We start from the raw sequence: 14211 nt of genomic DNA, 5'->3' as shown, positions 1-14211 counted from the left end.
ACCCCTACACTTTTAAATGCATGAATTTTCTTATAACTGTTATCTATTTTACCATAAATGAATTAAGTACTAATTGTACGCAAAATAGAAAAGCCCAAATCTAGTTTAGATTTAGGCAATTACTGTGAGGATTTAAATTTAATTATTTTATCAAATGCTAGTTTATCAAAACCCTTTGCGAAGGATTGATCCGTTCGCAATGACTTTCCAAAATGATATTGCTCTGCACCTACAGCTTGATGAATCCATTCGATATTAGTACTCGTTAGTCCTGATCCTGGCAGAATCTTAGGACCTTGAAGTCTATCTGATAAGTCAACTAATCTTTTTAAGCTGTTCTTCCCGTCTTCACAATTTGCTTTCCCACCTGAAGTTAAAATACGACGAACATTTTGTTTGAATCGATTTAGGATAAGATAAGCAGCCTCTTGGGAAGACACCTCATCAAATGCACGGTGAAATGTGATGTCTAACTCTGGAGAGAGTTGAATAATATTTTTCAATGCTTCCTCATTGATTGTGTTATCTTTGTGGAGTGCACCGAATACAATACCAGTACCTCCAAGCGAAATTATGTTATTAACATCTTCATACATCGTATCTAAGTCACTAGAACTATAATGAAAATGATAGCTATGTGGCCGAATCATAATTTGTACTGGTATGGATACACTTTTTAGTACCTGTTTAATTGTTCCGTAACTAGGGGTTAGTCCTCCTTCTCCTATACCAGAAACTAATTCAAGCCTGTCAGCTCCTAACCTCTCAGCTTCTATTGCTTCTTCTACTGTTTGAACAATAACTTCAAGTAACATATTTACCCCACTTTTCTAATTTTATATTTTACTTCACTTTTTTAAGGAGGGCTCTATTCATCCTATTAACATGTGCCATTTTCTAACGTATTAGGAAATAATCACTTTAACAAATGATGAAGAAGCCTGACCTTATCTTCAAAAAGCTGTTGAAATATCTGATTAGATCAATATATTTTATGTAATAACCCGAAGTGTAGATCTCCTCTCTAGCTTACTTAATTTCTTATATGATACGTCAAACCCAAGCTACATACAAAAATATTAGGGTTTACAAAAGTAAAAACATTCTATATAATAATAGAGGATAAAATATTCAGAATTTAACGGGAGGTTGTATGCTATGGTTAAGTTTAATAATGTGATCAAAATGGCTAAATTTAATTATTTGCTTCATACAACCTATGTGTCATGTTAAACCTGTTTAGTTTATTTAAATTTTACTGACTATAGACCATAGAATGTATGATATATTCTATGGTTTTTTATTTTCTACTCTACTTTAGGTGGCTATTTTAGTAGAAATATGTATTTTCATTTAAAGGACCATTCCAATTACGAATGGTTCTTTTTTTGGTAGAAAATTAACCATGTATTGGTAGAAAGAGAAAGGTATTTTAGTAACATAGTACTCTTATTCTCTGCCATGCTTTCCAATAGTTAGTATGATTGAAGAATCGATCAGATTTGAAATTCTGAAGGTAAAGGGAGATGAAACAATGGACATCAAGATTATCAAATACGATGACAGTTACGCTGCAAAGGTTGCGGATATGTGGAACCATAGTAGAGATGGCTGGGGTGGAGCAAACACCGTAGATACAGAGGAAACGATTCTACACCGTGAAAGGAACTCAACTAATATTCACACATTCCTTGCTCTAGAAGGAGAAAGGGTTGTTGGATATTGTGGATTTAGTGAATATCGCGATGATGAAGGCGCATTATATATTCCACTTTTAAACGTTCGAGATGATTACCATGGAAAGAAAATTGGGAAGAAATTACTCTTAACCGCATTACAGGAAACAATCGACTTAAAATGGCCAAGACTTGATTTATATACATGGTCTGGGAATACAAAAGCTGTTCCTCTCTATAAAAAATGCGGATTCTTCTGGGAGGATAGAGACGATACGACACATTTAATGAATTTCATGCCAACGGTATTACATACAGAGGCAGTGAAAGATTTCTTCCATGATGTTAATTGGTATGATATTAGTACTAGAAAAATTGAAGTGAAGCCAGATGGTAGGGTAGAAAACGACTTTCATTACTATGAATACTTATGGGAAAAAGAAAAAACACAACTTCGGATTGAATTTGAACGCACTGGAAGGGGAATTCGTCTGATTGAAACAGATGATTATTTAATTTCTGCGCATGTCGATCAACATCAGCTCGTATTTGGCGAACACTATTCTATTCGTTATAAAATAGAAAACAAAACAGGTAAACCTCTTCATGTATCATTAAATGGTGTAAACGACAAGAATATAGATTTTAAACTTGAAAAATCAATGGATGTTACGGGTATGGAAGAAGTTATTGGTACCTTCTATGTTGGTGCAATTGATGAAGAGCAAAATACCTTTCACACACATCCAGCTGTGCAAGCTACTGTTCATATCAATGGAAAAGAGGCAATCTTTAAGGTGGGTATATTACCGAAATATCCTGCCCAGCTAGAAGCTCATGTGCTTGAAGATTTATCATTCATTGATCAACAAAACGTCTTTTATTTAGACCTAAAAAATAACTTTCCAGAAAAAGTTCAATTCGAGATGGTGTTTCCTGAATCGCCACTTATCCATCTAAAATCACAGCAATTTGCTACTAAATTAGAAGCAAAGGAAAGAATATCAATCCCATTTGAATTTGTAACGAAGTCTCATGGCTACTATGATGCGAAGCTGGAGCTTAAAGCAATAAAAGAAAACGGTGAAGAAATTCATTTTAACAAACAAATTGGGATTCCATTAAGAGGCATTGGTGCACGGTTTCATGGAGAAGACCAGGATAGAATTCAATTGTTCAATGGTCAATATTTTGCCTCTCTCATAAAAGATGGGAACACTATTCAAATAGGCCGAAAGAAAAATGATGAAGCAATTGTTCTAATGACACCTAAAGTCGGTAAGCCATATTCAGAAGAAATTTCAAAGGCAAAACCAGTTGCAAAAGAATTTTTTGAGGGAATGGGCTATATCGGAGCGAAAATCTCGTACGAACTGACAGCTTTTCCAGGTCTCCAATTACATTATGTAATAAAGCTATTCGGTGAAGGTCTTGTTGAAAACTACTATGAGGTAGAGAATTCATTAGATGTTCCAATCGAACAACCGATATGGTTCAGCCAATCCATTATTTTTGATTTAGAAAAAGCATTAATCCCTTATCGTGGGAAGATTATTGAATTGGATGATTCAATTGGTAACTCGTATCACTATTGGAATGAAAAACAGGTTAGCGAGAATTGGATTTTTGTTAAAAAGGATAGTAATCCGCTTGGAATGTGCTGGCACGAAAATGATAGCATACACTTTGGTAACTGGTTTAGCTATTTTGAGCATAATCTCGGACACATTAATGAAAGAAGCATTGCTAGAACAAATTCGCATTATTTTTCAATTGGGGCATTCCATGATTTAGAGAGCTTTCGAGCTTTTGCAAGGCAATCTAATAATAACCCTATAGAAAAAACAATAGACCATTTAAATATTTCATTACAGAATTCTAATCCATTTGTTCAAGGGGAAAAAGCAGTTATTCAGGTTACTGACTATAAATCCAATTTTTTACATGGTGAATTGGCAATTTCCCTATTTCGTTCTGAAAATGATATAGCAACTGCCAAGTTTAATCGTGAAGAACAACATACAAAATGGGTTACAGAAATAGACTTAAGTAAATCGCCATCCATTTCAACACTAAAGCTTAAAGCAAATCTAGATGCTGCTAATGTTGAAAGGGAAACAGTAGTTATTCGCTCATTGAATAGTAAGCTGAAAGAAGCTATTGTTCAAGAAAATGGTTTAGAAACATGGAAAATAGATAATGGGGTTATTCAGTTCAAAGCCTCACCTAATTTTTTCCCAGCACTACATTCCTTAAGCTACCAAGGTCATGAATGGTTAAATACATCATTTCCTAATCCCGGACCAAAATTATGGTGGAATCCTTGGTCTGGAGGAATAACAAGTGGATTAGCTGCTATCAGGCCCTATTCCCTTGCAAAGGAGAAAACAATAGCAAGCTTTACTAGCTTAATAGATAACAAAGGGAATCATTGGCAAGGCATTAAATTGTCTACTTCCATTGTAGAGAATGACGATTACAAAGGGCTGAAGTTTCATCAGTACTTTCTCACGTTACCAGGTACTCCGGTCTTATGCCATGTATCTGAAGTTCAGCAAGAGACTGGGAAGCTCTTAAACAACAAAGCATGGATAACAGATGGATTCTTTATGCCAGGAGCTACCATAGAGGATAATTGGGCAAAATTCCAAAATCAAGCTGGTAATTGGACTAAGTTAGTCGCCGGTAAGGATGAAAATGACTTCACTGTAGAACGCAATATCCTAATTGGCTGTAAAAATCGTAACGAACAGTTACACGTCATTTCTAATTCGAAAAAATCTAATCGAGAAGCATATATAAATAAAGAAGTATTACTGTATGCTAATGAAGAAAAACTAACAATCCCATCGGGCAAAACACAATTCACTACACCAAGCTTCTATATTTTTACTGATGAAGCAATTGCAAGTGATGCACAACAGGATCTAGAACAGATTTGTTTTGGAACTGAAAAATTCCTGAAGTAGTTTGAACGTTGTCGAGTTGAATTCTTTATTTTTAATTCTCAATACGAATTAATAGTAGGAATTATTTCACAAAACAATAGAAGCATATGAAATGGTACTAACCACCGAAAGTTAGATATACTACTCTACCTCGGAGGTTAGTACCATTCATTATTTCAGGCGGTTTCTATTCTTTCATAGGGAACTGTTACACATCCCCGTTTCGACAATAAATGACAAAAAGATAGAAGTGCTTGGCACCTCTTCCTTTTTTAAATAATTTTGATACAATGAGAGTTGGTAATTATCTTAAAATTTTCCGAGATGGGGTGTTTTGTCTGTCAGTCATTATTTCCTTTTTAAAGGTTTTGCCTTTTATTTTATTTTACGGTCTAATATTACTTCTTATCTATTTATATCTTAAAGACAAGTATCAAAATCAGCATTCAATTTTAAAAACACATCCACTGTTAGGCAGACTGAGGTACATTTTTGAAATGATTGGTCCCGAGTTCAGGCAATATTGGTTCTTAAATGATAAGGAAGGTAGACCTATTGACCGGGATACACAGGAAACAATTGCAAAAGCTGGTAAATATGCTAACACAGTAATTGGGTTCGGTTCGAAGAAGGATTTTAGTAAAACAGACTTCTATTTATCTAATTCCATGTTTCCGTTAAATGTTGATGAGTTACAGGTTGATAATTCTTCACCTATCACTACATACACGTATCAAATAATAAATGAGTCCATTACTAGTAGAAAAGAAAAAAGAAACCAAAAGATAATCAAGCCATGGCACTTAACCCAAGACGATAGTGTTGTTATTGGAAGAGAACGTGAACATCCGTTTAAAGTAAAAGGTCTAATCGGAATCTCTGCTATGAGCTATGGGGCTCTTTCCAAAAGTGCAGTGAAAGCGTTATCTCAAGGGGTAGCCATTAGTGGGGGAAGCTTTATGAATACTGGGGAAGGTGGTATTTCCCCTTATCATCTTTCAAAGGTATACCGCATTGTCGAAGGAGCTATGGTGCCTTCAGAGCGATTAAGTAGGAAGATTTTTTCGTATATAAAAGAATATCCGCACGCTTCTAATTTTGAGCTTGAAAAAAAATTTGGCGATCATGCTAAAGTAACCGTTCAAGATCTACTTGAAAAAGGGGTTCTAGAAGAAAAAGGAGCAGACCTAATCTTCCAAGTAGGTTCTGGCTTATTCGGCGCACGGAAGGATGGAAAATACTGTGAAGAAACTTTCCTAAAAAATGCACTCCGTCCAGAGGTTAAGGCAATTGAAATTAAACTTGCGCAAGGAGCAAAGGTTCGTGGTGGAAAATTGCCTAAAGAAAAGATCACAAAAGAAATTGCCGAGATAAGAGGAGTAGAGATGGGGAAAGATGTAGAAAGTCCGAATCGATTCCCATTGTTTTCAGATATGGAAGGTTTGTTTAAATTAATCACCCACTGGCAGAAGATTACTGGAAAACCTGTAGGAATCAAGGTAGTTGCCGGTGATGATCACTCCTTCGATGAACTAGCAATTCATATAAAAGAGACTGGTGACACACCAGACTTTATATCAATTGATGGTGCAGAAGGTGGTACTGGGGCTACCTATCAGGAAATGGCAGATGGACTTGGTTTACCGATTTTCTCTGGTATTCTAATATTGGATCAAACATTACGTAGATATGGGATACGGGACAATATCAAAATAATCGCTTCTGGAATGTTAGCTACCGCAAATAAAATGGCTACCGCACTATCTCTCGGAGCAGATTTAATCTATGTTGCAAGAGCTGCAATGAATACGGTGGGATGTATTAATGCTGGAAAATGCCACACGAATCTTTGTCCAGTTGGGATTACCTCACATTTACCACATCTTGAAGCAGGATTAGCAGTTGAGGAAAAAAGATTCCGCACGGCCAATTATTTAACTACTATGCGAGAAGGTTTATTCATGCTCGGAGCATCGTGTGGTATAGACTCACCTACAAAATTTAATCTAAAGCATATCACGTTAAGAAAGTCAGATAACGATGTGAAAAAATTCTCTAACACGCTCAATCTAGAACAATTCCAAGCCACAGAGAGTGTAGAAAACGCAATTGAAAGAGTACGAGAATTTGTAAACAGCTAAAAGGGGAGTGCCTGTCACTCCCCGAATTTCAGCATATTTTCTTCATCCAATTATCCCTAGTTAACTTCATATTGATGGAATCAATCCATTCTCCTTCATATTCTAAATCCTTCTCATCAATACTATGAAATACAAAGCCAACTTTTTCATAGACTGCTTTCGCCCTAGGGTTAAAAGCAAATACACTCAATGTTATAAAATTTATATCTGTATGCTGAAATAGGTAATTAACCATTAGTTGTGTTGCTTCTGTCCCAAGACCACGATTCCTACCTCTTGGCCCAATCATAATTCTGAAATTCATACTATTTTCCGCTTCATCATACAGATTAGCTACCACCTCACCAACTAGGTTTTCAGTTGTTTTATCAATAATAGCCAGATCCAAACGGTCTAATTGCTCATTTCTAGTATTATACCAATCCCAGACTTCTTGTTTATCAAAGTCATCTGTAGATCCGGTTAGCTTTATAACTTCTGAATCCTGTAAACACTCTTCTAAAAATGGAAAATCCTCTTTCATTTTAAATGGTCTTAAAATAACTGTCTCCCCTTCGATTATTGGTTTATGTTTTAAATTAACCATATCATTTACTCCTTTAATACAGAATCATCCAACATTATAAATCACTATTTATTACAAAAGATTTAAAATTTTACCACTAATTTTATTATACCCTTCTATTTCTTGTTCAACAAACAACTTCTGTATAGGAAAATAAAGAGGGATGAATTCACTTCTACGATGAGGCGACTAATTCTTCCCTCTAATTAACATTTGAACGTATTCATTCTATTAATTGCCATACATGTATTTCGGCAGCAAATGACATATTCCAAGGAGTGACTCTTACTACTCCCTACGTCAAATCTCAATTAATATAGGTACAATCATTGGTCGTTTTCGTGTATTTTCTCTTATATACTGGCTGATTAACTTTTTGATTTGCTTTTTCTTAGTGTTCCAAGAATATCGATTCTCTGCATGAAGCTCCTCTATCGTTTCAGTTATAATACCTATCATCCCTTTACGAAGTTCTGAGAAATGATTATCAACAAAACCACGAGAAATTATCTCCGGCTCGGCGAGCATTTTTGCATCTGGTTTACTCATTGGTAAAATAATCATGAGCAACCCATCTTCAGAAATGTGCTTTCGATCTCGTAAAACAAATTCCATATTCCCAACATCGATTCCATCCACATAGGTACTACCTACCGGAATAGTTCTGGTAGAACGGGCAATTTTGTTTTCAACCTCAATAACATCACCATTATTAATCAAAAATATATTTTCTCTCTTTACACCAATAGCCTCTGCGAGCAGCCGATGATGATGTAGCATCCGATATTCACCATGTATTGGAACAAAATAAGTTGGCTTCATAAGTGTAAGCATTAGCTTCAGATCCTCCTGGTAACCATGACCAGAAACATGTAACCCAAAGCTACTCCCAGAACCGTAAATAACATGTGCACCCAGTTGATAAAGATTATCTATTATCGTAGATATATTCTTTTCATTCCCGGGAATTGGTCCAGCTGCAAGAATAACCGTATCCTCCGGAAGAATTTCTACATCACGAAAATTTCCAGTGGAAAGACGACTAAGTGCAGCACCTGGTTCTCCTTGGCTTCCCGTACATAATATCGTTACATTCTCTGGAGGTAATTCCATCGTTTCCTTCGGTTCAATTAGCATCCCCTTAGGAACCGTCAAATACCCTCGTTCTATGGCCACATTAACTACATTTACCATTGATCTGCCGATAAGTGCTAATTTTCGATCCGTTTTTTCCGAAGCCTGAACTATCTGCTGAACACGACTTATATTAGATGCAAATGTTGATACAATAATTTTCCGTTTTGCTTTCATGAATAGCCCTACTAAGTTTTCACCAACCATCTGCTCTGACGGGGTAAAACCTTGTCTTTCTGCATTTGTACTCTCCGACAGCAGCAGTAGTACCCCTTTATTGCCAATAGCAGCCATTTTGTGGATATCAGGCCGTTCCTGATTCGCAGGAGTCAGATCAAATTTAAAATCACCGGTGTGTACAATAGTACCCTCTGGAGTATTAAAAACAATTCCGAGGCAATCTGGGATACTATGATTCACTTTAAAAAAGCTAATGGTTAGTTCTCCAATCTGGACCTCTGATTCAGAATTAATTTCATAAAGCGTGCTTTCCCTTAATATCCGATGTTCTTTTAGCTTAATCTCGATGACTCCTAGTGTAAAACGCGTAGCATAAACAGGAACATTAATCTTCTTTAAGAAATATGGAACCCCACCAATATGGTCCTCATGACCATGTGTAACTATTAATCCTCGTATCTTTTCCTTGTTCTCTTCCAGATAAGAAAAATCCGGGATTATTAAATCTATTCCTAATAACTCCTCATCTGGAAACTTGTTTCCACAATCAATGAGTACAATATCATTCCCATATTCGATAGCATACATATTTTTCCCAATTTCATTTAATCCGCCAAGCGCAAAAACTGATAATAGTTTTCCCAAAAGTAAAACCTCCCCAGATTGTAATTTTAAATTAGTATGCCCATTGAGTTTCCATTTTATGGGGAGAGGGAAAATCTATTTTTATCTTTCATGCAATTCATTCGAGTATAACAGAACAGAAAAAGGAGAGACAGGGGATGTATATACCTGTCTCTCTACAATGATTCTTTTATTAGCTTTCGGTAATAGGCTACTGATAGTACACCAAATATGGAATAGAGTATTGTGTAAAGTGACATTACGATGATCATTGGTGTCCATAGTTCTGTACCAAACCAAAACCAGCCTGATTTAACTGCAAAATAGCTATGGCTTAATCCTAGTATTAATGGGATTCCGAAGTTAAATAGTTGCTTCACCTTTATCCCATTTAAAATATCAGTACGAGTGAATCCTAGCTTTCTCAAAATAGTATAGCTTGACTTCTCTTCCTCTCCTTCATCCATCTGTTTAAAATAAAGGATACATCCTGAAGTAATTAAGAAGGTTAGTCCTAGGAACCCGACGACAAACATAGCAATACCCATGATCTGCTTCTGTCTTTTAAAATCTTCTAGCTGCGACTCATGACCTGGCCATTTTCCTAATTCTAGCTCATTGAAAATTTCATTTGTCTTGTTTAAGTCTCCCCTGTCAGTTATATCAACCCCAATTAAATGAGTGAATTCACTATACTCCTCTGGGTCAATATCCGCAGAAATTTGTTGATATAATGCTTCATCTATGACAGCGACAGGAAGCCCGCCATTCGTTAATCTAAGTGGAAGCACATTATTATCCTTCATACCAACAAACTCTAGCTCATACGCTTGACTCTTTCCTTTTAGTGAGAAACTTCCCTCTTTAAATGCCATAAATGTCTCTGTTGCTCGATTACTATTAATAAAAATGGACTTATCTTTATCTACGTCAATATCTTCTAAATAACGATCTGAAATAATTGTCAGTGGTAATATCAAATCTTCATCATTTCGTTCTGAATCATTTTTATCGGTTAGTATGTTTGTTCCATCAGCTTTAACTGTTACTATTTCCATTTCTGTTTTCGTATAGTCTATTTGCTGCTCATCAAGCATTGCGATGAACTCTTCTGCATGACTCTTATTAGGAATGGAAAAATCATATATTATTGATTCCTTAGAAGATTTTTCAGCAGAATAATAAGCAATATACGTTAATGACAATAAGCCTATTGCCAATGCAGAAACAGTTGTTACCACAGTAAGTAACAAAGAATTAGACTTCATCCGGAACATTATCGATGATAGTGACAATACTTTATGGATAGAAAGATAGCCATTATTCTTTTTTCGAATAAGATTAAAAATAAACCGAATAGACCCCTTATAAAAGAAATAAGTTCCTATGATAACGGAAGCAAGAATAACAAGCATCGCCATAAACATTTGCTCCATCATTACAAATTGTCCATCAAAAAGTTTTGTAGATAAATAATATCCAAAAATGATTAATCCCAGACCTAGTACACCAATGAATATTTCAATAATTGATACCTTCCGTTTCTTGTCTTCGGATGTGGAGGTAGTATGAAATAATGACAAGATGCGTTGCCGCTTAATATATAAAGCATTAATCAACATTATAATGATATATATAGCAGCAAAAACAATAACCGTTAGCACTAACGCACGAGAAGAAAATCGTAATGCCGCAACCTCATCCATCGCAATAATTTTTAGTAATACCATCATAATTAGCTTGGAAGAAATAAATCCAAGGAAAATCCCAATCACCATTGAGCTAAAGTATAAAATAATGTTTTCCAAGCCAATAATTCGAAATATTTTCCCTTTAGATAATCCCACTAACTGAAATAGGCCGATCTCTTTACCTCTTCTTTTAATAAATAGGTTATTTGCGTACACGAGAAACACCGTAACGATGGCAATTAATAAAATGGAACCCGTCTTCATTGCTGCTTCTCCCTTTACAGATCCAGAAACACTATCCATCGCTGGGTCATATTGTAAAGTCACAAATGCAAAGTACAATGCGACACTAAATATAAGGGCAAAAACATAAAGATAATAATTTCTCATATTTTTTAACAGATTACGAAAGATGAGTTGTTTAAAGCTCATTTTGCACCCCACCTAACACGCCCTGTGTTTTAATGATGTCATTAAAAAATTCCTGCCTACTTTCATCCCCACGATTTAGTTTCGTAAATATTTGTCCATCTTTAATAAAAATTAATCGACTGCAATAGCTAGCCGCTAGTGGATCATGTGTCACCATGATGATTGTGGAATTAAGTTTGTTATTTAAATCACTTAGCTTATTTAGTAAGTCAGAAGCAGATTTGGAATCTAGTGCTCCTGTTGGTTCATCAGCAAATATAATGCTAGGATTATGCACAAAGGCACGCGCTGCAGAAGTCCGCTGTTTCTGTCCACCAGATATTTCATTTGGATACTTGTCCTTAACATCATAGATGCCTAATTCCTTTGCCACTTGTTCAAATAAAACTTGTGCTTCTTTATTTGGTACCTTATTAACAGTTAGAGGTAACATAATATTCTCTTTTACGGTCAACGTATCTAGTAAATGATACTCTTGAAAGATAAAACCTAAATGAAGCTTACGAAATTCCGCTAATTGTCTTTCTTTCATTCTGGTAAAATCCTTACCATCAACACGTATAGAGCCTTGGGTAACACTATCAATGGAGGAAAGTACATTAAGTAAAGTTGTCTTCCCTGACCCAGATGGCCCCATAATACCAACGAATTCCCCTTTTTCCACTGTAATATCAATACCCTTTAAAACCTCTTGTCTATTCCATTTATTTCCGTATTTCTTTACAATTTTTTTCGCTTCTAATATGCTCATCTTATTCAACTCCTTTGTCTACCTTAATCATAAAAGGATATTCTTCTTTTTTCCTTCGAATCTACGAACAAAATACGAAAGCATGTGACAATCTTGTCACATGCTTGATAGCTCATTAAATTCATTCTTCCTTGGAAATGTTAAAGTAAAGATAGTTCCTTCCCTATAGACAGATTCAACATCTATATGGATTTTTAAGGATTCTGCTGCCTTTTTTGCTAAAAAGAGTCCCATTCCAGTTGCTGCATGGTCCATATGATCCATTGTCGATGTAAATCCTCTATCAAAAATGCGTGGAATATCCTTTGACTTTATTCCCCTACCATAATCTTGGACTTCCATTAGTACCCTGCCATCCTTTTCCATGCTGCGAATAACGATATCCGCTCCTTCGCTATATTTTACAGCGTTCGTTAACAATTGACGAAGAATAAACTGTAGCCATTTTCCGTCAGATAGAACCAGTTGAATTTCTAAGGAGACATCAAAGCCTATCCCTTTTTGCATACACCATGACTGTAACATTCGTATCTCTTCTACTATTATCTTTTCCAAATTTACCTTTTCGATATAAATATCATTTTCCATAAATGAAATACGCCGGCTATGTAATTGCTGGTCAAGGAGTAAATGAATCCGAAGCCATTCATACATGAGCTGCCTTTTTAATGTTCTATCCTCGACCCTCTCCAGCATTAGCTTCATTGTTGTCAAAGGTGTTTTCACTTCATGAAGCCACGACAGTAACTCCTCTTTCTCTCGTTCTACACTTGTTCCTAGGTCATTTAATTCCCATCTATGTATATCAAGTTGTTCCTTCCATGCGCTCTCTACTATTTTCTCAAATGGCGTTCTACCCTCTTGTATGTTATTCGCATCGGCAAAAGGATCCGTTTCTTCAATCATTTTATAGAAGGTTGTTTCCTTTTTGTATCGAATGATGAAAAATAATATAAAAATAATCATTGATAAAAAGACAATATAAATAATCGTGTTGAGATTAATAGAGGGATCTAAATAACCGATTAAGAGTAATAGTCCTTGAAGACAGCAAAAAAATAGTACCCAGCTAAGTCGCTCGATTAAATACTTCTTCATCATTCGGTACTTTCCTGTTCTTTAGCCATGTACCCAAGACCAACCTTTGTTTCAATAAATTGTCCTAAATCAATCTCTTCCAATCTTTTTCTCAATCGATTCACATTTACAGTTAACGTATTATCACTAATAAACCGGTCATCATTCCAAAGTTCCTTCATCAGTTCTTCACGACTTACAATCTGATTACTATTTTCTAGTAAGATTTTTAAGATATATATTTCATTTTTCGATAGTTCGATTATTCCAGCTCCATTTTGCACAGTGCTCTTTAAAAAATCAACGTTAGCACCATTCCAAACTCTTAATTGCAATGGTTGTTCCACACTATAATTATAGACGCGTCTTAAGACAGCCTGAATTTTTGCTATTAAAACATCAAAATGAAATGGTTTCTGTATAAAATCATCCGCACCAAGCTGCATCGACATTACCATATCTGTTGGGTGATCTCGTGAGGATAGGAAAATAATTGGTACTGTTGAATGTGTGCGAATCATTCGACACCAATGGAATCCATCAAACTTAGGAAGCTGTATATCTATAATTACAAGGTCTGGCTTCAGTTCAGAAAATTCCTTTACGACATTACTAAAATCCATCACTCCATATACCTCATAGGACCACTGTGCCAAACGTTCTTTTATTTCATAAAATAATGTTACATCATCTTCTATTAGAAGGATTTTAAACATCTAAACCACCATTTCCCCTCATCGTTACATTCATATTATACTAGATTTGAAATCTCTATTGCTATATTCACTTGGATAAAATAAGAGAGCCAATTGATTTTATGTTACAATATCAATTGGCTTTCTTTACAATTATAAAAATTTATAGCTTCTAATTGATTGCTTTTCGAGCCTGAGCTAGTATAGGTTATACCAAGAAAGCAATGGGAAAATTTCGTGGCAAAGTATAAAAGATGTTGCCATGTAATTTACGGTAATTCAATAATCCTAGTGTTT

9 protein-coding genes are annotated in these 14211 nt (G+C 35.4%); 2 read left to right on the top strand and 7 right to left on the bottom strand.

Features of this window, described 5'->3' with window-relative positions; genetic code table 11:
- Positions 1 to 119 precede the first annotated feature (119 nt).
- Positions 120 to 815 carry a copper homeostasis protein CutC gene (locus HNR27_RS04155; RefSeq protein ID WP_429338868.1) on the bottom strand — a complete coding sequence of 232 codons (696 nt, stop codon included), beginning with the start codon at positions 813 to 815 and terminating at the stop codon, positions 120 to 122.
- A gap of 719 nt (positions 816 to 1534) precedes the next feature.
- Between HNR27_RS04155 and HNR27_RS04150 the strand changes: the two genes are divergently transcribed.
- Together HNR27_RS04150 and HNR27_RS04145 are read left to right on the top strand one after the other, a co-directional pair.
- A complete protein-coding gene (locus HNR27_RS04150; RefSeq protein ID WP_429338867.1) occupies positions 1535 to 4645 on the top strand; it encodes a GNAT family N-acetyltransferase in 3111 nt (1036 codons plus the stop codon).
- A 476-nt stretch (positions 4646 to 5121) separates the two neighbouring features.
- Complete coding sequence (locus HNR27_RS04145; protein WP_429338866.1) at positions 5122 to 6765, top strand: glutamate synthase-related protein; 1644 nt, start codon at positions 5122 to 5124, stop codon at positions 6763 to 6765.
- A gap of 28 nt (positions 6766 to 6793) precedes the next feature.
- Here the strand turns inward: HNR27_RS04145 and HNR27_RS04140 are convergent, their stop codons facing one another.
- The 6 genes from HNR27_RS04140 to HNR27_RS04115 form a co-directional block, all read right to left on the bottom strand.
- Complete coding sequence (locus HNR27_RS04140; protein ID WP_429338865.1) at positions 6794 to 7351, bottom strand: GNAT family N-acetyltransferase; 558 nt, start codon at positions 7349 to 7351, stop codon at positions 6794 to 6796.
- Between the two features lie 279 nt (positions 7352 to 7630).
- Positions 7631 to 9289, bottom strand: coding sequence for a ribonuclease J (locus HNR27_RS04135; RefSeq protein WP_429338864.1), 1659 nt, complete (start codon positions 9287 to 9289; stop codon positions 7631 to 7633).
- Positions 9290 to 9444: 155 nt separating this feature from the next.
- A complete protein-coding gene (locus HNR27_RS04130) occupies positions 9445 to 11391 on the bottom strand; it encodes an FtsX-like permease family protein (RefSeq protein WP_429338863.1) in 1947 nt (648 codons plus the stop codon).
- Positions 11381 to 12142 carry an ABC transporter ATP-binding protein gene (locus HNR27_RS04125; protein WP_212918984.1) on the bottom strand — a complete coding sequence of 254 codons (762 nt, stop codon included), beginning with the start codon at positions 12140 to 12142 and terminating at the stop codon, positions 11381 to 11383. Before HNR27_RS04125 ends, HNR27_RS04130 begins: the two co-directional genes overlap by 11 nt.
- A 96-nt stretch (positions 12143 to 12238) precedes the next feature.
- A complete protein-coding gene (locus HNR27_RS04120; protein WP_429338862.1) occupies positions 12239 to 13243 on the bottom strand; it encodes an ATP-binding protein in 1005 nt (334 codons plus the stop codon).
- Positions 13240 to 13935 carry a response regulator transcription factor gene (locus HNR27_RS04115; protein ID WP_429338861.1) on the bottom strand — a complete coding sequence of 232 codons (696 nt, stop codon included), beginning with the start codon at positions 13933 to 13935 and terminating at the stop codon, positions 13240 to 13242. Before HNR27_RS04115 ends, HNR27_RS04120 begins: the two co-directional genes overlap by 4 nt.
- Between the last annotated feature and the right edge of the window lie 276 nt (positions 13936 to 14211).

The sequence above is a fragment of the Ornithinibacillus bavariensis genome (assembly GCF_050433565.1).
Taxonomy (GTDB): Bacteria; Bacillota; Bacilli; order Bacillales; family Amphibacillaceae; genus Ornithinibacillus; species Ornithinibacillus bavariensis.
Note: the sequence above shows the minus strand (reverse complement) of the source record. Positions and strands in the feature narration are given on the sequence as shown.

What these genes read in the sequence shown, in the direction of transcription:
- HNR27_RS04155 (WP_429338868.1), bottom strand. Translation starts at nt 815, where the DNA reads ATGTTACTTGAAGTTATTGTTCAAACAGTAGAAGAAGCAATAGAAGCT.
- HNR27_RS04150 (WP_429338867.1), top strand. Translation starts at nt 1,535, where the DNA reads ATGGACATCAAGATTATCAAATACGATGACAGTTACGCTGCAAAGGTT.
- HNR27_RS04145 (WP_429338866.1), top strand. Translation starts at nt 5,122, where the DNA reads ATGATTGGTCCCGAGTTCAGGCAATATTGGTTCTTAAATGATAAGGAA.
- HNR27_RS04140 (WP_429338865.1), bottom strand. Translation starts at nt 7,351, where the DNA reads ATGGTTAATTTAAAACATAAACCAATAATCGAAGGGGAGACAGTTATT.
- HNR27_RS04130 (WP_429338863.1), bottom strand. Translation starts at nt 11,391, where the DNA reads ATGAGCTTTAAACAACTCATCTTTCGTAATCTGTTAAAAAATATGAGA.
- HNR27_RS04125 (WP_212918984.1), bottom strand. Translation starts at nt 12,142, where the DNA reads ATGAGCATATTAGAAGCGAAAAAAATTGTAAAGAAATACGGAAATAAA.
- HNR27_RS04120 (WP_429338862.1), bottom strand. Translation starts at nt 13,243, where the DNA reads ATGATGAAGAAGTATTTAATCGAGCGACTTAGCTGGGTACTATTTTTT.
- HNR27_RS04115 (WP_429338861.1), bottom strand. Translation starts at nt 13,935, where the DNA reads ATGTTTAAAATCCTTCTAATAGAAGATGATGTAACATTATTTTATGAA.